Annotated in this window: 17 protein-coding genes; 5 read left to right on the top strand and 12 right to left on the bottom strand. The window is 68.2% G+C overall.

Annotated features, from left to right (window positions below; translation table 11 throughout):
- Window positions 1-155 precede the first annotated feature (155 nt).
- Window positions 156-1055, bottom strand: a complete 900-nt coding sequence (miaA, locus tag AC16DP_RS12355) for a tRNA (adenosine(37)-N6)-dimethylallyltransferase MiaA (RefSeq protein ID WP_329734096.1) — start codon at window positions 1053-1055, stop codon at window positions 156-158.
- A 164-nt stretch (window positions 1056-1219) separates the two neighbouring features.
- On the opposite strand from miaA, the gene AC16DP_RS12350 reads away from it, so the two are divergent.
- Window positions 1220-3235 (top strand): hypothetical protein, encoded by a 2016-nt coding sequence (locus AC16DP_RS12350; protein ID WP_329734095.1) that lies wholly within the window; start codon window positions 1220-1222, stop codon window positions 3233-3235.
- 123 nt (window positions 3236-3358) lie between these two features.
- Here the strand turns inward: AC16DP_RS12350 and hisS are convergent, their stop codons facing one another.
- The 5 genes from hisS to AC16DP_RS12325 all read right to left on the bottom strand — a co-directional run bounded on the left by hisS (window position 3359) and on the right by AC16DP_RS12325 (window position 9012).
- Entirely contained in the window at window positions 3359-4621 is a 1263-nt protein-coding gene (gene hisS, locus AC16DP_RS12345) for a histidine--tRNA ligase (RefSeq protein WP_329734126.1), read from the bottom strand.
- 26 nt (window positions 4622-4647) lie between these two features.
- The gene (gene asd, locus AC16DP_RS12340) at window positions 4648-5490 is read right to left on the bottom strand and encodes an archaetidylserine decarboxylase (RefSeq protein WP_329734094.1); all 843 of its coding nucleotides are present in this window, start codon (window positions 5488-5490) and stop codon (window positions 4648-4650) included.
- Between the two features lie 42 nt (window positions 5491-5532).
- Complete coding sequence (locus AC16DP_RS12335; RefSeq protein WP_329734093.1) at window positions 5533-6207, bottom strand: hypothetical protein; 675 nt, start codon at window positions 6205-6207, stop codon at window positions 5533-5535.
- A gap of 115 nt (window positions 6208-6322) precedes the next feature.
- Window positions 6323-7585 carry a hypothetical protein gene (locus tag AC16DP_RS12330; RefSeq protein WP_329734092.1) on the bottom strand — a complete coding sequence of 421 codons (1263 nt, stop codon included), beginning with the start codon at window positions 7583-7585 and terminating at the stop codon, window positions 6323-6325.
- Between the two features lie 5 nt (window positions 7586-7590).
- On the bottom strand, window positions 7591-9012 hold the full coding sequence (locus AC16DP_RS12325; protein ID WP_329734091.1) for a hypothetical protein: 1422 nt from the start codon (window positions 9010-9012) through the stop codon (window positions 7591-7593).
- A gap of 293 nt (window positions 9013-9305) precedes the next feature.
- Between AC16DP_RS12325 and AC16DP_RS12320 the strand changes: the two genes are divergently transcribed.
- Window positions 9306-10082: a hypothetical protein gene (locus AC16DP_RS12320; protein WP_329734090.1), complete on the top strand. Its 777-nt coding sequence runs from the start codon at window positions 9306-9308 to the stop codon at window positions 10080-10082.
- Window positions 10083-10189: 107 nt separating this feature from the next.
- On the opposite strand, the gene AC16DP_RS12315 is transcribed toward AC16DP_RS12320, so the two are convergent.
- The 6 genes from AC16DP_RS12315 to AC16DP_RS12290 all read right to left on the bottom strand — a co-directional run bounded on the left by AC16DP_RS12315 (window position 10190) and on the right by AC16DP_RS12290 (window position 15582).
- Window positions 10190-10921, bottom strand: coding sequence for a metallophosphoesterase family protein (locus AC16DP_RS12315; RefSeq protein ID WP_043393211.1), 732 nt, complete (start codon window positions 10919-10921; stop codon window positions 10190-10192).
- A gap of 33 nt (window positions 10922-10954) precedes the next feature.
- Window positions 10955-11302, bottom strand: a complete 348-nt coding sequence (locus AC16DP_RS12310; protein ID WP_329734089.1) for a TIGR02266 family protein — start codon at window positions 11300-11302, stop codon at window positions 10955-10957.
- A gap of 172 nt (window positions 11303-11474) precedes the next feature.
- Entirely contained in the window at window positions 11475-12398 is a 924-nt protein-coding gene (locus AC16DP_RS12305; protein ID WP_329734088.1) for a PfkB family carbohydrate kinase, read from the bottom strand.
- A gap of 122 nt (window positions 12399-12520) precedes the next feature.
- Complete coding sequence (locus tag AC16DP_RS12300) at window positions 12521-14047, bottom strand: MlaD family protein (protein WP_329734087.1); 1527 nt, start codon at window positions 14045-14047, stop codon at window positions 12521-12523.
- A 12-nt stretch (window positions 14048-14059) separates the two neighbouring features.
- Window positions 14060-14800 (bottom strand): ABC transporter ATP-binding protein, encoded by a 741-nt coding sequence (locus tag AC16DP_RS12295; RefSeq protein ID WP_329734125.1) that lies wholly within the window; start codon window positions 14798-14800, stop codon window positions 14060-14062.
- A gap of 23 nt (window positions 14801-14823) precedes the next feature.
- The gene (locus tag AC16DP_RS12290) at window positions 14824-15582 is read right to left on the bottom strand and encodes an MlaE family ABC transporter permease (protein ID WP_414640807.1); all 759 of its coding nucleotides are present in this window, start codon (window positions 15580-15582) and stop codon (window positions 14824-14826) included.
- A 279-nt stretch (window positions 15583-15861) separates the two neighbouring features.
- Between AC16DP_RS12290 and AC16DP_RS12285 the strand changes: the two genes are divergently transcribed.
- From AC16DP_RS12285 to AC16DP_RS12275, 3 genes are read left to right on the top strand one after another with little or no spacing between them, the layout of a single operon-like run.
- On the top strand, window positions 15862-16440 hold the full coding sequence (locus AC16DP_RS12285) for a hypothetical protein (protein ID WP_329734085.1): 579 nt from the start codon (window positions 15862-15864) through the stop codon (window positions 16438-16440).
- Window positions 16441-16479: 39 nt separating this feature from the next.
- On the top strand, window positions 16480-17880 hold the full coding sequence (locus AC16DP_RS12280) for a hypothetical protein (RefSeq protein WP_329734084.1): 1401 nt from the start codon (window positions 16480-16482) through the stop codon (window positions 17878-17880).
- Window positions 17877-18539, top strand: coding sequence for a hypothetical protein (locus AC16DP_RS12275; protein WP_329734083.1), 663 nt, complete (start codon window positions 17877-17879; stop codon window positions 18537-18539). The genes AC16DP_RS12280 and AC16DP_RS12275 overlap by 4 nt, the downstream gene beginning before the upstream one ends.
- The last annotated feature ends 18 nt before the right edge of the window (window positions 18540-18557 follow it).

Genomic DNA, 18557 nt, shown 5'->3' with positions numbered 1-18557 from the left:
GCGCCTCCGGTTACCTCGGAATTCTGAGGGCTCGTGCGCGCGCAACCCCGCGAAATCCCGGAGCGCAGAATATCCAGTGCGTCCAGGCCCCCTGCCCCACCCTCTGCGTCTCGCGGCTCGACTCGCGCGCCGGGCTAGCGGGAGGCGGAACCGGCTCAGACAGACCCGCGGCTCAACAACACCTCATACGGTGGCTCCACGAAGCTCGCTCCCGCTTCCTTACGGAACCACGTGAGCTGCCGCTTGGCGTAACGGCGCGTCTCCTGCGCCGCCTGTTGGATGGCCTCCTCCACCGTGAGCGTCCCGTCCACCACCGCCTTCGCCTGCACATACCCCACGCTGCGCATCGGCGCGGCCTCGCCGTAACCCCGGGCGATCAGCTCACGCACCTCGTCCACCAGCCCGTGCTGGAACATGGCGGCGGTGCGCGCGTCGATGCGCTGGTACAACTCCTCGCGCGGCGGCGACAGCACGTGCATCCGGAAGGGATAGCGGTCCGCGGCGAATGCGTGCTCCTTGCGGAACTCGGAGGCCGGCTTGCCCGTCTGTTTGTGGATCTCCAGCGCCCGGATGGTGCGCACCAGATCCTTCGGCGGCAGCTTCGCGGCCGTCTCCGGATCCACCTCGGCGAGCTTGCGGTGCACGGCCTCCCGGCCCTCGGCGGCGGCGAGCGCCTCCAACTCCGCGCGCAGCTCGGGGTCCGCTCCCGGCGCCTCCACCAGGCCATGCAGCAGGATGCGCAGGTACATGCCCGTGCCTCCCACCACGAAGACGCGCTTGCCTCGCGAGGCAATGTCCTCGATGGCCGCGTCGGCCCGGCGCTGGTACTCGGCGGCGGAGAAGGGCTCGAGCGGGTCCACCACGGAGATGAGGTGATGCGGCACGGTGGCCAGCTCCTCCGCCGAGGGCTTCGCCGTCCCGATGTCGAAAGACCGGTACACCTGCTGCGAGTCCGCGCTGACGATCTCCCCACCCTCGCGGCGGGCGAGCTCGATGGCGATCGCGGTCTTCCCGGACGCGGTGGGCCCCGCGATGACGGTGAGGAAGGGTTTCATCTCGGAGGAGAATAGTAGGATGGGGCGTGCACGACAGAGCGCACAAAGGACACACCAGCGGACGGTTCATCGGCCCCGCGGAGCGATCCCCCAGCGCTCCCCGAGACGTAACCATGAGTCATCTGCCTTCAGGAGGCGAGGCGCGCTCGTCCGGGGGATGGCCGATGGCGAAGTGTTCGATCCAGATCGAACTGGACAACAGCCGGAGGACCTATGCGCCTCGGGAGTTCATCACCGGCACTGTCGTGGTGAACGTCCTCGAGCCATGCCGGTGTGAGCAGCTGACCCTCGGCTGGCAATGGCGGGCTCGAGGCGGGAGCATCCTCGATGAGGCCCACCCCGAGCACCTGCTCACCTTGAACGAGGGAGAAGAGTGGCTCGCCGGCCAGGAGTTGCGCTACCCGTTCCGTCTCGAGGCTCCGGTCCTGCCACTCACCTACCATGGGCACCTGATGTCCGTGGACTGGGCTCTGCGGGCCGATGCTTCCCTCTCCAGATTCCTGGACCCCCCATACCGGGCGGAGAAGCCCTTCCACCTGGTGCTCGCGGAGACGAGGCAGCCAGCACCTGCCGCCACGGGTCCAGGGCCGGACTCCTCTCACGTTCTGGAGGTGAAGGCCGCCCCCGATGAGGAGCCCCTGGGATATCTCTTCCGGGGGTGGTTGTTCATGCTGGGGTTCTTCGCCCTGTTCTTCTCCTTCGGGCTGCGCGGCATGGACAGTTTCATGCCCGTGTTCCCCCTCATCGCAATCGGCTGGATACTCCTCTCCCGATGGCGGAAACGCAGACCGGCCTGGAATCACGCCATGGGCAGATTGTGGCTCGACCCGGCGATCGTGCCCCCGGGAGGGAGCACCAGACTGCACATCCAGCTGCGGCCCCAAAAACGGCTGCGGGAGCATGACCTGTCGGTCTCGGCGGAGTGCGCCGAGTTGGTGACGAGCAAGGGAGAGGATGGGACTCTCCTACAAGAGAAGGTCGTGCACACGGAGCCCCTCCTGACGTGCACGAACCGGGCGTTGAACGCGGGAGAGTTCCTCGAAATCCCCCACGTGACGCTCGCCATCCGCGCCAATGCGCCCACCAGCTTCAAGTTCAGGACGCATGAGCTGAGATGGCGCCTGCGGCTCGTACTGAGGCGCAAGGGCGACAAGAGGACCTTCTTCCAACTCGTCCCCTTCCAGGTCCACCCGCCTCTTCCGATGTCCCGGGCCCCCACGACACCCCATCAGGCGTTCCAGGTCTCGAGCTCGCTCCCCGCCAATCCAGCCCCGTGGATCCAGGTGGCTCCTGCTCACGAGGAGCGGCGACGCCCGCTGCCGTCATCCGACGCTATCCGCCGCCAGCTCGAAGGCGGGCTCGAGGTGCTGGAGGCCGCCCACGCGCACTACACCACCCTGGAGGAAGCGCTCCGGGCGCCCAAGTGGAAGCTGCACCTGCGCTCACGGCTCGAGACGCTGCGGGAGGCCATCCGTCAGGAGCCCGCGCTCATCGAGGCGCTGGAGCGGCTTCATCATCGCGCCCGTTCCGAGGGATGGGCCGGGACCGAGCCGGCACTCGTGCTCGCCCAGGAGGTGAAGGGACTGCGGGCCCGCGTCGGAGCGCTCGCGAGCCGTCAGCTCGGCCCACCCGAGGAGCGGGAGACCGGCCTCGCGCGGCGGCTCGACCGGCTCGAGCGCAGCGTCCTCCAGTCCATTCCCACTCCGCTCGCCCCCGGGGAGAAGCTCCTGTGCTCCGGAGGGTTCTCTCCGTCCCTGTTCCTGCCAGGGGTGCTGCTGCTGCTCGGGCTCTCCTGGATGCCCGGCTCCAGAGTCTGGTGGGGCACATGGCTGCTCCTCACCGCGCTCTGCTTCTGGCTCCAGTACCGCCGCTCTGGACGCTACTGGCTCACCGAGCGCCGGCTCATCTGGCTGCCCATGCGAGGAGAGCCCCTCCAGGTCTCCCCGCTCGACATCCGCGACCCCAGCGGCAGCGGTTTCCGCTACCCCAAGAGCGTGAAGGTCCTCCTGGAGGACGGACACTTCCTCCTGCTCGCGTTCATCTCCCGCGCAGGACTCTTGGAGGACGCGTTGTGGCGCCAGTGCCAGGCCCTCCGGGACAAGAGCACCTCGGATAATGAACGCTCGTCCCTCCCCGAAGTCCCAGAGGAGCGGCCTGGCACGGACTCCCCAGCACCATGAGCGAGGGCCACCTTCATGGCGGGGACGCCTGGGGCGCACCGGAGGGGTTCTGGCTCCACCCTCCGGCGGTTGGTCTGGAAGCCCACGGGACGAAAGGCCCGGGTTCCTGAGACTCTTCCCGTCTCAGGCGGCGGGAGCAGCGGCCGGCCGGGCGAGCGCCTCGCGCACGGCGGAGGCCAGGTCCGCGAGCCGCACGGGGATGGAGTCTCCGCCGGCCATGGGCTTGAGCTGGGCCTGGCCGCTCTCGCGCTCGTTCTGTCCGAGCACCAGGGTGAAGCGGGCGCCCGTCTTGTCCGCGCGCTTCATCTGGCTCTTGAGGCTGCCGCCGCGCGGATCGAACTCCACGCGCAGTCCCTCGCGGCGCATCCGGCTCACCAGCCCGAAGGCCTCGTCCGAGGAGCCCTCGTCCGCCGAGGCGATGAAGAGGTCCACCGGCTGGGAGAACGTCTGACCGGTCTCCTTGAGGAGCAGGCAGAGCCGATCCAACCCCAGGCCGAAGCCCACCGCGGGCACGTCCGGGCCGCCGAGGCTCTTCACCAGCTTGTCGTAGCGGCCACCTCCGCCCACGGTGCTCGCGGTGCCCAGCGCCGGGTGCGAGGCGATGAACTCGAAGACGGTGCGCGTGTAGTAGTCCAGGCCGCGCATGATGCGCGGGTTGATCACGTACTTGATGCCGGTCACGTCCAGCTTGCGCTGCAGCTCGGAGAAGTGCGCGCGGCACGGCTCGCACAGCGACTCGAGGATGTTGGGCGCGTCGTTGGCGATCTGCTGGCAGCGCTCGTTCTTGCAGTCGAGCACCCGCAGCGGATTCTTGTCCAGGCGCACCTGGCAGTCGGCGCACAGCTCGCTGGCGTGGGCGCGCAGGTGCTCGACCAGGCGATTCTGGTAGCCGGGCCGGCACGCGTCGTCACCGAGCGAGTTGATGTTGAGCGACACGTCGGTGAGCCCCAGCTTCTGCAGGAGCTGCACGACCATGTCCATCAGCTCCACGTCCTGGGCGGGCTCGCCGGAGCCGTAGCCCTCGGCGCCAATCTGGTGGAACTGGCGGTAGCGGCCCGTCTTCATGCGCTCGTAGCGGAACATGGGGCCCATGTAGAACCAGCGGGTGATGGGCTCCTTGTTCAGCACCGAGTGCTCGATGTACGCGCGCGCCGCCGGAGCGGTGCCCTCGGGACGCAGGGACAGGCTGCGGCCGCCCTTGTCCTCGAAGGTGTACATCTCCTTGCCGACGATGTCCGTCGTCTCGCCCACCGTGCGCACGAAGAGCGCGGTGTCCTCCACCACGGGCGTGCGCACCTCGCTGTAGCCGAAGCGGCTGAACAACTCGCGGGCCGTGCGCTCCACGTGCTGCCACACCTCCACGTCGCCGGGGAGGATGTCGTTCATGCCCTTGACGCCACTGACCTTCTGACTCACGGAATCTCTCCAATCCGCCGGCCCATGCGCACCACCGCCTCGGGCTGGAGGCTGTCGTCCCACTTCACGCGGCCCGGCTCGAACACGAGGATGACGGTGGAGCCCATCTCGAAGCGGCCCAGCTCGCCGCCCTTCTCCACCGGGATGGCCGTGTCGTAGCGGTGCACCTTGCCCGGCTTGCCCACGTGGGTGATGACGTCCTCGTAGGCGGCCTTGATCCGCGACACACAGGTGGCGCCCACCTTCACCACGGCGCACTTGCCGGCCACGGTGTCCAGGTACGTCACGAGCCGCTCGTTGACGCAGAAGAGCGCCTGCTTGTTCTTCACCGAGGCCGGGTTGACGGGCCAGAACTCGCCGGGGATGTACGAGTAGCCGGTGATCTTCCCGCCCAGCGGCGAGTGGATGCGGTGGTAGTCGCGCGGGGACAGGTAGATGGTGGTCCAGGCGCCGCCGTGGAAGGGCTTCGCCGCCTCCTCGTCACCGAGCAGCTCGCCCACGGTGTAGTGGATGCCCTTGGCCTGCATGACGCGGCCGTGCTCGGCGTAGCCCACCTGGGACACGGCGCCGTCCACCGGGGACACCACCACCTTCTCGCCCGGATCCACCGGGCGCGAGCCCGTCTTCAGGCCGCGGGTGAAGAACTCGGCGAAGGTCGGGTACTGCTCCAGGGTGTGCTCCGCCTCGGCCACGTCCACGTTGTACATCTTCGCGAACGCCCGGATGGCGGCCCGGTGCAGCGGGGCCGGCGCGGGCAGGCGGGTGGCCATCCCCACCGCCGTGGACAGGGCGGACTTGGGGAGGATGTTCATCAACTTCATGAAGGTCTGTTCGTTCATGAGACGGTTCCGCGTGGAAGGTCCGAAAGGGGGATGCGCGCCTTAGCGGCCGGCATCCGGGGTGGGGCCCGTACCGCCATCCACGGGGATGGCCTGGAGGGCGCTCCGAGGCACCTGGGCGAGCACCTTGCCTTCTTCGATGATCAACACCTGATCCTGGAGCGCGCCATACTGCTGGCGACACGCCGGGCGGTCCGCCAATTCCCAGCGATCCCGGCGGCCGCGGCCCTTCACCTCGAGCGGCTCACCCTTCTGGAAGCAGCCGGAGCTGGCCAGCTGGGCCTCCGGGGTGCCGACCCCAGGCACGCCGCTTCCCGCGTCCGCGTCGACCGTGCCGGCATCCGAGTCCTCGTCCGCCGGCTCGGAGTCGGAGGGAGCGGAAGCGTACGATGAGCCCGTGTCCGAGCCGAAGTTGGAGGAAGCGGGACCTTGCTCGCGCGCCTTGGCCATGGCGTCTTCCTGGGCCTTCTGCTGGGCGGCGACCTGCTGCTTGCCGGTCTGGATGCGGGCGCGCAGCTCCTGGGCGGCCTGGGCGTCGAGGCTGTCCGCGGGCACCTGGGCCAGCAGCGACTCCACCTCGGCGAGCTCCGGGTCCAGGAAGACGTCATCGCCCTTCTCTCCGTACAGCTTGCCGAAGCGCGTATGCGCCTGGGTATAGGCCTCGGAGGGCTTGGCGGGCTTGCGGCAGGCCACGGGGGCCGCCACGAAAAGGGCCATCAGGAGGCCCACGACGATCCGGCTGGGGGGGCTGTAGGGGCGCACAGGTCCGGTTTTCTACGCCATTTCCGGACCGCCGCACCCCTTTTTCGCACTGCGACGACAGGCCCCCGGCTCAGGGAGCCCCGAACGTCTCCTCCCAGAGCAGTTCGCCCTCGGGGGACAGCCCGAAGGTCCACAGGTCCGTCTTACCCGCCCCCTTGGACATCGTCGTGCCGACGACCACCAGGCTTCCATCCTCCAGCCGGGCGATGCCGGAGCCCGAGTCGTCCTTGTCACCACCATAGGACCGCTGCCAGAGCAGGCGCCCATCGGCGGAGAAGCGCCACACCTTGGCTTCCCGATCGTCCTTGAATAGGTCCTTCCACCAAAACCCCACCACCGCCACGCCTCCATCCGGTAGCACGGTGAGGGCCGAACCGGCGTCCATCCGCAGCAACTCCGAGACGTACTCCCAACGGGGCTCTCCCCGCGCATTCATGCAGATCACCCAGAAACTCCAATCCATCGAATCAGGGCGGCTCAGGCTACCGGTCGCCACCAGCCCTCCATCCGGCAGCAGCGCGAGTGCTTCCAGTTCCCCCCGGCCGTCGGTTGGCAACCGCGTCTCCACGGTGGCCCGGCCGTCGGACTCCAGCAACAACAGCCTGGAGACTCCCAGTCCGACAGTCGACGTCTCCGTCACCCCCAGGACGGCCACGCGTTGGGCCGGGAGCGCCACCAGCGCGTTGACGCGCTCGAGCCGCGGCAGCTTCACCTCCCAGAGCATATCGCCCCGCGAGTCCATCCTCACCACCCAGCCCTCTCTGTCCTGTCTTCCTCCCGCCACAATGGAGCCGTCCTCGAGCACCACGACGGCGTCGAGCCCGTTGACGCCCTCCCGGCCCGGAGTGCGCTCCCAGAGGACGTCCCCCGCTGGGGAAAGCGCGAGGAGCCACTCCTGGAATCCACCTCCGGTCACATACTCCGTTCCAGCGACAACGAGCCCTCCTCCCTGCATGGAGGCGATGGCACGGCTCGCGGCCCCGAGCTTGCCGTTACCCGCATGGGTCCGTTCCCAGCGCGGGGGCGGAGCCTTGTCGAACCGGAGCACCCAGGCGTGCTCTACCCCGTGCTGCCGGGAGTTGGTCTGTCCGACCACGGAAAAGCCGTTGCCGGTCGCGATGACTCCGTGGGCCGACTCATGGCCCGTGCTGTTGTCCCGCTGGACGTCTCGCGCCCACTCCACGTCTACCCCCCGCCCGAAGATGAGCGCGAGCACGATTTCGTGCCGGTACAGGTACAGACCCACGAGCAGCACCGTGAGCAGCAGCCCCACCAGGACCGTCCGCCGCGTCCTCCCCCCTTGCCTCGTCCTCTTGTCTTCCTCGAAGCTCATCGCGTTCAGCGCAAGAAGCGCTCCTCCCCCTTGATCCACCGCGTCCGCAGCGGCTCCGCAAGCCCCAGGTCCCTGACGGCCTCCTGCATGCTCTTGTCGTCACAGACGAGGGTGAAGACGCGCTGCCACTCAGGCGTGTGCAGCCGGTTCTTCTCGGCCTGGCTGAAAGGGCGGACGAGGGGGGCAAGATCGCTGTACTTCATGTCAATCCATGGGCCGTTGTTCTCCCCCCCGATGTGGCTGCTCAGGAAACGCATCTGCGCCTCAAGGTTGCCGCGCCAGGTGGTCAGCACGGAGACCAGGGTGCGACGCGAGAGGATGCGCAGGCGTACGGAGTAACGGCCTCCCTCGGGCCTGTGGTCCCGGAGGATTTCGGCCTGTTCGGCGGTCGTCATCTGGCGCAGGAGCGCTTCCACCTGCCGGGTGAGCCAGGTGGCCCCAACGGCGCCCCCATCCAGCGCGGCGTCGAGCCGGTGGAGGTTGGGCCGGGTGCGCACCCGGGCCAGCTCGGCGCCATTCATGTAGCCGGCCGAGGGCGCGGGGCGTTTGTGCCTGACGGGGTCATAGCCTGTTCCCCCGGGGGTGAACATGTCGCCCAGGACCATTCCATAGTGCCAGCGCTCGTCAATGGAGGTGAGCGTGGTGCCCATGAAGCCAGGGACACGCCCTCCCCGGACATACGGTGGCTCATCCCTGACGACAGCACTGGCCGAGAAGGCCGCGACGACGCCGGGCAGCCCCTGCAAGCGGGCAATCTGGTTGAGCTGGGTGCGCGCCGCCTGGGAGACTCCCTGGTAGAGAGGCTGGATGAGCGTCTGCTCCTCGGACAACGTGCCCATGTCCCACATGCGGGCGGGATCGTCCTGGAGTGGACCATGGCGGCGCGTCAGCAGTTCACCAAGCTTGGGGAAGACGTTGTCGAAGATGACCTGATTGCCCTCGCGCATCATGGCCTGGAGCTCGTTGCTGACGGTATCGGCCATCCGGCCCATGTCCTCCAGACCCGGATTCATCATGGCCACCTCGTGCGCTCCCGTGGCCACGATGGACGCGGCGAGCGCCCAGCGCGTGTGGAAGCCCTTGTCGACCGAGTACCTGTAGAACCAGCTGTAGAAGTCCCGGCGCTCGATGATGCGCGTGTAGCGGCGGAAGTTGTTCGCCAGCAGGTTGTGGAGGCAGGCGTCCTTCCAGCGCTGGTTGCACTTCTCCCGGTCGCTCTCCGTCCACTCTCCTGGAACCAGCGGAGCACCAGCGGCCGGACCTTCCGTCTTCAGCGTCGGCGTGTTCGGCGCGAGGCTCTTGCGCGCCGGGAGGAGCTGCGGCTCGTCCCGTCTGGCCAGCCTCACCATGTGACTGGGGACGACTGGGCAGATGGGCCTCCTGTCCTGGAAATGGCGCTGGCAGTTGCGGCACTCGAACGTGTTCATCAGGCCCCCCGTGTTTCCCAGCAGCCTACACCGGCACTCCTCTAGAGGAGCCGCCGCATCATGGCGTTGCTTTTTCGATTCGGCGTATTAGGTGAAGGGCTGGGGACGGTTGATACTGGCCCACCCTCGCGAGGTCGCGGTCTTGTGTCATGAGCAGCGCCTCATCACCCGGGCCGCCGCCCGCACGACAGCCCGCCTCATCAATCAGGCCAGAGAGGAAAGGGACCTCAAGTGCTCATCCGCAACGCACCCCAAGCCGCCGCAGCCCGCCGGGCGATCCGGAGGCGGACGGCATGACGGACGAAGCTCGGTTCCGCGACATACTCAGGGCCGCTTTGGCGCGCGTGCGCACGCAGGCCAAGACGGACCCCTTGTTCGTGCCCAACGAGGAAGCGACCGTGTTCGCCACCGCCGCTGGCCCCATGCCCGAACTCATCATGGTCGCGGACAACCCGGGACCCAAGGAGCGTTCGCGCAAGGAATACCTCTCAGGCCTGGGCTCAGCCGGGCGGTGGGCTCGCGCTTTCCTCGACGCAGCCTTCGACCAGCCCGGGGCGGTGGGCTCGAAGGTGCTGGTGTGGAACAAGAGCACCTACCATACGCCCCGAACCGGTGGCCTGAGCGCACTGATGCGCTCGAAAGACCAAGCACTCGTCGCCCGCCTGCAAGGGGACCAAGCGGAGAATGGCCGCCTACTGGCCCGCCTGGCGGCGCTGAGCAGGGTGCCCGTACTGGCTATCGGGTTGGAGCGTGACAAGACGACCTTCGCCGCCTTCCGCTCATCCCTTGAGGCCGAAGCCAAGAGCCTCGGCGAGTGGCGTGCGGTGTTCCGCGGGATGGAAACGAGCGCCTTCCTCAAGGCGCCGCATTTCTCCATCTGCAATTTCTTCCGCCATAACGCCGATGAGGCCTGGAACACCCGGTTCGACGCTTATCTGGTGGAGTGGGCGGCCAAGCATCCAGAGATCCGCACCAAGAAAGGCAATGTCTCTCCGAAAGCTCTTATTGCTCTGCCCGGCCCTGCACCGCAAGAAGCCTATCTGCGGCAGGTCATTCTGTGCGACGTCTGAGCAGTGCGCTGCGCTGCGCTTGACCGTCGGCGCTGGCCGCTCAGGGGGGCTTGGCGTCGATCTGCGTCGACGTGGTCCGGACGGTTTAGGGGCCTGGGGTTCACGACTCACACCCCGAGGAAGAGTCGCTTGCCGAAATTGAGCGCCAGCGAGGCGTCGAAGATCTTCTGCGCGGCCGACTCGATGTCGTACTCCACCCGGAGGTACTCCACCGTGCGCGCCCCGGTGTCGCAGATGACGAAGCAGGCCCGGTTGTCGTAGTCCCGCGGCTGCCCCACGCTGCCCACCGAGATGATGTACTTGTAGCCCCGGCGGATGCCGAACTTCTGGGCCACCACGTCATGCACCTCGCCGTTGCCGATGGCGAACGCCTTGCACAGGTGGCTGTGCCCGATGAACGTCACCTCCGGCAGGTGCTCCACGTACGGCGCCAGCTCCCGCGCCTGCTCCAGCGCGAAGATGTACTCGTACGCCTTGGGCTCCACCGGCGAGCCGTGGCTGAAGCCCACGTCCCCAATCCGGTACGTGTAGGGCAGGCTCTTGAGCCACTCCATGTTCTCGTCGGAGAGCACCCCGGCGGACCAGTCCAGCGCGTGGCGGGCGGCGTCGTAGTAGTACGAGTAGTCCATCCGCCCGGCCACCGCCGCGTCGTGGTTGCCCAGCAGCGTCACCTCGGTCACCGAACGCACCAGATCGCAACACGCGTTGGGCGAGGCCCCGTAGCCCACGATGTCTCCCAGGGAGACGATGCGATCCACCTTCTGCTCTTCCGCGACCCGGAGCACCTCCGTCAGGGCCTCGATGTTGGAGTGGACGTCGGAGATGATCGCGATTCGCATGGTGGGTTCTCGCCGGTGGCCCACGTCCGGTGCCTAGTTACCGAACGTCGCCCCTCGCTGCTCTTCGGAGATGATGCGCCGCAGCAGTGCCAGCGCGCCAGAATCCAGCGCTTCGAACTTCAGCCCCATTCCCGGCGGCCCCTTGTCCTGCCGCTGCGGCCGGCTCCACACCACCGTCGCCTCGGCCATGACCTCGCGCACCTCGCCGCTGCTCAACCTCAGCAGCGTCCGCCGCCCCAATGCAAGCGGGGTGTGCGTCTGCAGGAACAACCCACCCTCGCTCAGATTCGCGATCCGCGCGTAGAGCGTGATGGTGTCCGACTCGCACCAGCACCGCAGGCGCGAGGGGAAACGTGCGTGCTTTCGGTTATCCGTCCGCAACCCCGGCGTCCTCCGCGCTGCTCGGCCGCCAGGAGAACCCCAGCGGCCTACGATTCTTCCCCAGGAACGCGGGAATCGCGGGAACCAAGGATAGGGACAGCGTAAAAATCCGTCAAGCCGGGCAAGGGGCATTCTGCCCCACCCGGTGCCGGACTCCTCCGGCTCAGCCGGCTCAGCCCTCGAGGGGGCCGAGGTCCTCGAAGTGGGTGAGGCGCTTGAAGTCCGAGAAGCGGGCACGGATCTCCGAGCGCGTTACCTCGCGCAGGCGCTCGAGGCTGAACTTCTCCACGGTGAAGGAGGCCATGACGCTGCCCATGACCATGGCGCGGCGCAGCGTCTCGGTGTCCACGTGGCTGGCGATGGCGAGCGTGCCCATGAAGCCGCCGGCGAAGGTGTCCCCGGCGCCGGTGGGATCGAACACGTCGGCGATGGGCATGGCCGGGCAGGCGAAGATGTGCTCCTTCTCGAAGAGGAGCGCGCCGTACTCGCCGCGCTTCACCACCACGCGCTGGGGGCCCATCTCGAGGATGGCGCGGGCGGCGCGGACGATGTTGTGCTCGCCGGTGAGTTGGCGGGCCTCGGCGTCGTTGACGAAGAGCAGGTTGACGCGCTTGAGCGTCTTGAGGAGCGCGGGCCGGCTGCCGTTGATCCAGAAGTTCATGGTGTCGGCGGCCACCAGCTTGGGCGCCTTCACCTGATCCACCACCTGGGACTGGAGCTCGGGGTGGATGTTGCCGAGGAAGACGTACTGGGCGTCGCGGTACTTCTCGGGCAGACGGGGCGAGAAGGACTGGAAGACGTTGAGCTGGGTGTCGAGCGTCTCGGCCTCGTTGAGCTGGAAGCCGTAGCGGCCCTTCCACCGGAAGGTGCGGCCCTTTTCGCGGGTGACGCCCTCGAGGTCCACGCCCCGGGCCTTGAGGAAGTCCAGGTGGGCCTGGGGGAAGTCCTCACCGACGACGGCCACCACCTGGGTGGGGGCGAAGAAGGAGGCCGAGGTGGAGAAGTAGGTGGCGGAGCCGCCGAGGACGTCCTCCTTCAGACCGAAGGGGGTTTCCACCGAATCCAGCGCGACCGAGCCAACGACGAGAAGAGACATGGGGCTTCCAGGGAGAGGGGCCTTCGAGTACCAGGCACGGGGCTCCCAGGGGACCGCCCGTGCCGTGGCGAGGTACGACGCTTGACCCGGTCAGGTCAAGCCATCTGGTGCCGGACCCACACTCAGGGCGTGGGGAGGACGGGCAGCATGGCCTTCAGGTCGTCATCCGTGAAGTAGATGCCGCCGCCGAAGAAGAAGTCGCGGCCGGCGAGCATCCGGCGGGTGTTGGTGTCGCGCCGGGGATCATTGAGGAGGTCATCCATGCCGGCCACGACGAAGAGCCGGTCGAACGCCTGGGCCCTCAGCGAGGTGCGGATGCGGGGGTAGCGCAGCTCGGCCACGGAGAAGTTGAAGGCGTCCACGGACAGCTTCAGGTGGTCCTTGAAGAAGTGGAAGTCCGCGCCCACGCCGCCGGTGGACTCGATGATGCCGAAGCGCAGCGTGGTGAAGTAGTAGCGCTTGGCGAACTGGGCGCTGAACTTGAAGGACTCCTTGGTGATGGTCTGCTTCTGCACCACGGGCTCGCCCGAGGAGGGCGGGTTGGCCTGGACGTACTGCGTCTCGGTGGTGCCGCGGGGATCATCCACCAGTTCCAGCAGGTAGTACTTGTCCGGCTTGGGGGCCAGCCGCAGCGTCAGCATGTTCTTCGAGGAGCCCTGCTCCATCAGATAGGTGGCCTGCAGGCCCACTTCCGTCTGGAGGCCGGTGAGCCTGGAGGAGAAGTCGGACAGGTCCTCCACGGACTCGGAGAGCTTCTGGCCCAGGCGCTTGTCGGTGAGCAGCGTGCCCACGGCGCCCTCGCCGTTCTTCACCTTGGTGGTGACGTCCTCCAGGTTGGCCAGCGTCTTGTCCAGCCGGCTCATCGTCTGCTTGAGGCTGGCCACGCTGTCCTTCAGGTCCCCTTCCCCACCGGCGCCCACCAGCTTGTTCACCGTGGCCAGCACCTCCCGGGTGTCGCGGGTGATGACCTCGATGTTGTCGACGATGTTGTTGACGCTCTGCTCGTTGGACCGGGTGATGCCGCGCACGTCCGCGCTCACGCCCTCCACGTTGCGCAGGATGGCGTCCAGGCGCTCGGAGCTGGCGCGCACCGTCAGATCCACCGCGTCCGACACGCGCACCAGGTTCTCCACGATCCGCCCCATGGAGCCGGCGCCCTTGTCGCCGCCGAGCACGTCGCGCAGCGCGCCCGTCACCTGCTGGATGTCCGAGGTGATCTGGCTGAGCGAGGCGAACACGGCCTCCATGCCCTGCACGTCGATGACCTTGCGGATCTCCCCGCCCTCCTTCAGGGGGGGCGCCAGCTCCGTGCCGGGGTTGAGATCCAGCAGGTAGTCGCCGAGCAGGGACTCCGAGCGCTTGGCCAGCGTGGCGTCCTCGTACATGGCCACGTCGCGGCGGATGCGCACGGTCACCCGGGCGCGCGTGCCCTCCAGCTTGATGCTCTCCACCTCGCCCACGGGGAGACCGGCGATCTGGATGCGGCTCTTGGGCCCCAGGCCCGAGGCGTCCCGGAAGTAGGCGTAGGCCTGGAGGGACTCGTCCTCACCCAGCCCGCCCTTCCGGGTGAACAGGATGAAGCCAAAGAGGAACCCTCCGGCGATGAGCACCAGCAGGCCTACTCGGAACGGTGTGACGAGCTTCTTCACCGGGTGTGACTCCTAATCATTCTTTCCGAACCAGGTCTGGAGGAAGACCTTCACGGCGGGGTGCTGGGAGGAGCGTAGCTGTTCCGGGGGCCCCTGCTCCAGGATCACCCCCTTGCTGAGGAAGGCGATCTGGTCCGCGATGTTGAAGGCGGAGGCGATGTCGTGGCTGATGACCACGCTCGTAATGCCCAGCTCCCGCTGGGCCGCGAGGATCATCTCGTCCACGTAGTCCGTGGTGATGGGATCCAGCCCCGTGGTGGGCTCGTCGTAGAGGACGATCTTCGGATTCATCACGATGGCGCGCGCCAGGCCCACGCGCTTGCGCATGCCGCCGGAGAGGTCCGCCGGGAACTTGTGCTCGGCGCTCCGCGGCAGGCCCATCAGATCCAACTTCGAGCGGACCAGCTCGCGGATCTCCTCCTCGGAGAGGCCCCGGTGCTCGCGCAGGGGGAACGCCACGTTGTCGTAGACGTCCATGGAGTCGAAGAGCGCGGCGGCCTGGAACACCATGCCGAACTTGTGGCGCACCCGCTCCAGCTCCTGGGCGCCCATGGGGACGATGTCCTCGCCGTCGATGACCACCTGGCCCTGGTCCGGCTTGAGCAGGCCGATCATGTGCTTCATCAGCACCGTCTTGCCCGAGCCCGAGCCGCCGAGGATGACGCAGGTGCTGCCCGCGGGCACGGTGAGATCGATGCCCGTGAGGACCTTGTGCACACCGAAGGACTTGTGCAGGCCGGAGATCTCGATCATCGGCCGGGAGCTTGGATCGGCCATCAGTGCAGGAGCACCCCGACGATGAAGTCGAGGATGAAGATGGAGAGGGCGCTGGAGACCATGGCCTCGGTGGTGGCCTGGCCCACGCCCTTGGCGCCGCCCGTGGCGTTGAAGCCCTTGAAGCAGCACACGAGCGCCACGGCCAGGCCGAAGACGGCGCCCTTGATGAGGCCCTCGTAGACGTCGATGGGATCCAACCACTGCTGGGTGCGGCTGATGAAGGTACCGGCGGACACCCCCTGGGTGCCCACCGAGACGATGTAGGCCCCGAAGATGCCCGAGGTATCGAAGAGCAGCGTGAGGATGGGGACCATCAAGAGGCCGGCCAGCACCCGGGGCACCAGGAGATACTGGATGGGGTTGACGGCCATGGTCTCCAGGGCGTCCACCTGCTCGGTGACGCGCATGGTGCCCAGCTCGGTGCACATGGCGGAGCCGGCGCGCATGGTGACCATCAGCGCGGAGAAGACGGGGGCCAGCTCGCGCGTGAGGGTGAGGGCCACCGTGGGGCCCACCAGGCTCTGCGCATCGAACATCTCGAAGGCGCGCGCGGACTGGTGGGCGAACACCATGCCGGTGAACAGGCCGGTCAGCAGCACGATGAAGACGCTGCCCACCCCCACGAAGTCCAGCTGGAAGAAGAGGTTGTGCCAACGATACGGCCGGCGCACGCCCCAGCGCACCACGTCCACCCCGAGGGTGGCCAGATGCCCCAGCTCCTCCACCGTCGCGATGGCACCCCGGCCCACGCCCTCGATGGACTGGGTCAGGAGCGAGGGCTGCTCGGGCTGTTGCTCGGCGTTCTGTGCGTTGTCGGAGGCCACGTGGGGCCCTACTCTACGTTTCCCACCAGCCGGAACAAGCAAACGCTCTGGCTCCAGAGCCCCCTTCCGCCTCCCGGCAGCCCAGGCATCCAGGCGCCCGCCCCCCGCTCGTGACACGCCACGACAAAGGGGTTTCTCCCGAGCGCGCTTGCCGTTATGTTCCGCCGCCCTTTTTCCCTCCCCTTCAAAAAAGAGAAGCGAGAAGCAACACCCATGGCGACCCAACACAAGGTCGGCGGCGAGGTCGACGCGTTCTGTACCCGGTGCCGGCTCACGCTGGCCCACACCATCCTGGCGATGGTGGGCACGAAGATCGCTCGAGTCCGGTGCAACACCTGCAACGGAGACCACGCCTTCCGCTCGGCACCGGGCACCACCGACAAGCCCAGCCCGTCGGCCCGCTCCAGCGGCGGCGGTACCAGCGGCACCAAGGCTCCCCGGGCCAGCCGCCCCACCGCCGAGGAGAGGATCATCATCTCCTTCGAGGAGCAGCTGGCGGGCAAGGACATCGCCAATGCCCCCCGCTACAGCCCCAAGGACACCTACAAGCCGGATCAGGTCATCCAGCATCCCACCTTCGGGCTGGGACTGGTGACGGCGGTGCGTGGGGACAAGGTGGACATCACCTTCAAGTCCGAGACGAAGACGCTCGTCCACGGACGTGGCGGGGCCCCGGCGGAGAAGCCGGCGTTCAGCCCGCCCAGCGCGAAAGCTACGGGCCCAGCGGACAAGCCCATCTCTGAGACAACGGAAGAGCCCGCTTCCCCGCCGGGCAACCCCGCCGAGGGTTGACAGAGACGCCGGGGAGGCTGGACGGTAGGCCCCCTTCACATGCGCGCGCCGTTCCTCCCACTGCTGCTGATGCTCGCCCTGCCCCTGGTGGTGGAGGCGGCGCCCTTCCCGGCGACGGCCTCGCCCACCCAGGTGGTGCTGGGCCGGGACCGGGCGGTGGTGGTGCAGGTGAAGGTGCCGCGCGGTACTCCGCCGCTCCGGGCCGTGGCCTCCACGGGCAACCTGATGCCGCTGCCCGCCACCGCCCGGGGCGTGTTCTCGTACCGGTGGATTCCGCCGGACATCCGCTACCCGCTGCTGGCCGTGCTCGCCTTCTGGGTGGACGCGGCCGAGGGTCCGCCGGAAGTCACCACCGTGCGCATCCCCCTGCTGGGCCGCACGGAGCTGGACGTGGCCACGGACGTGGGCGCGGGCGCCCAGGTGGTGGTGCAGGTGGCCGACATGCGCTTCGGCCCGGTGACCACCAACCGCAAGGGCCGCGCCCAGGTGCCCGTCGAGGTGCCTCCCGGGGTGCGCGAGGCCATCGTGCTGGCCACCGCCAAGGGCCAGCAGACGCGCCGCACCACCCCGCTCGACGTGCCTCCCGAGCGGCCCCTGGTGGCCGTGCTCAGCCCGGACGTGTTCCCGGTGGACGGCACCGGGTGGCTGACGCTGCTGGCCGAGGAGCTCGTGCCGCGCGCGGAGGTGACGCTCGAGGTGCAGGGCGGCAGCGTGGAGGAGCAGGGCCCGGGCGTGTTCCGCGTGAAGCCGGAGACCGGGGCCCGGGCCGTGGTGGTGGATGCCCACCTCAAGGACGGCACCGGCGCGGCGCGCGTCATGGCCCCGGTGGCGGCCCCCATCGTGGCCCACGTTCCGCCGCCCGTGACGCCCGTGGCGGCACCGCCCCCCGCCCCCTCCGCGCCCGGCGTGGACTGGAGCCGGTACCTGAGCTGGCACTACCTGTCCCTGCACCTGATGGCCGGAGGCTTCTTCGCCGGGGGCGACAACCGCGGGCCCCTGCTGTCGGCCGGCCTGGGCTACCGCCTGCCGCCGCTCGGAGGCCGCCTCGCGCTCGAGGTGGAAGGCGGGCTGCGCCATGTGGCGAGCCAGCCCCGCCTGGGCGCCGAGGGGCCCGTGCTGGACTCGCGCGTGGTGGGCCTGCCCCTGCTGGGCTCCCTCCGGGTGCTGGCATTCGAGCGGGGGCCCCTCTCCTTCCATGGCCGCGCGGGCGCCGGTGTCCTGTATTACGACCAGCGCGTGACGAGCACCTCCTTCGATGAGCCGCTCATCCAGCAGGGGAGCACGTTCATGGGCTTCGTGGCGGCACAGGCCGCCTGGCGCCTGGGCCCGGTGAGCGCCCTGCTCGAGTTGCGCGGCAGCTACGCCTCGGCCCGGGCCCAGCAGATCGACGCACAGCTCGGGGGCCTGTCGGCGTCCCTGGGCGTGAGGTACGTCCTATGAGCAAGCTCCTCCCCCTTCTCCTGCCGCTGCTGTGTGCGTGCGAGACGGTCGTGACGCCTCCCGCCGGGGCCTTCCAGATCCTCGACGTCTCGCCCCGCGAGCAGGTCACCAACGAGTCCAAGAGCATCACCGTGCAGCTCGACGTGGAGCCCCGCTTCCACGTGGACTATGGCGAGCAGCAGGTGAAGATGATCGACCAGCCGGTGCTGGAGATCGGCTCCCAGGTGGTGCCACTGGACACGTACCTGGGCCACGGCCAGTTCCAGGGCCAGGTGAAGCCCGGGCTGCAGGTGGGGGTCTACGCCATCCGCGTGAAGATGGGCGATGGGCGCGAGGCCACCCTGCCGGATGCCTACGAGGTGAAGCCCTCGGTCGGCTTCTGGATCGAGTCCATCGGGGACCAGTACATCAACGAGCCCTTCACCATCACCCTGCATGCCGCCGGTCCGGACGCGGCCACCTACGGGGGCACGGTGCGGGTGAGCCTCTACAAGGGCGGCGCCTCCACCCACACCTTTCAGAGCAATCCGTTCTCCGCGGGCTTATGCCAGCAGGAGATCACCATCGACACGCCCGGCAACAACTACCTGATCGTCGTCGAGGACGCTCAGAGCAACGGCGCCACCTCGAACGCCTTCCGGGTCCTGACGAAGACCTGATTCACGAGACTCATGAGC

Source organism: Archangium sp. (assembly GCF_057119385.1).
Note: the sequence above shows the minus strand (reverse complement) of the source record. Positions and strands in the feature narration are given on the sequence as shown.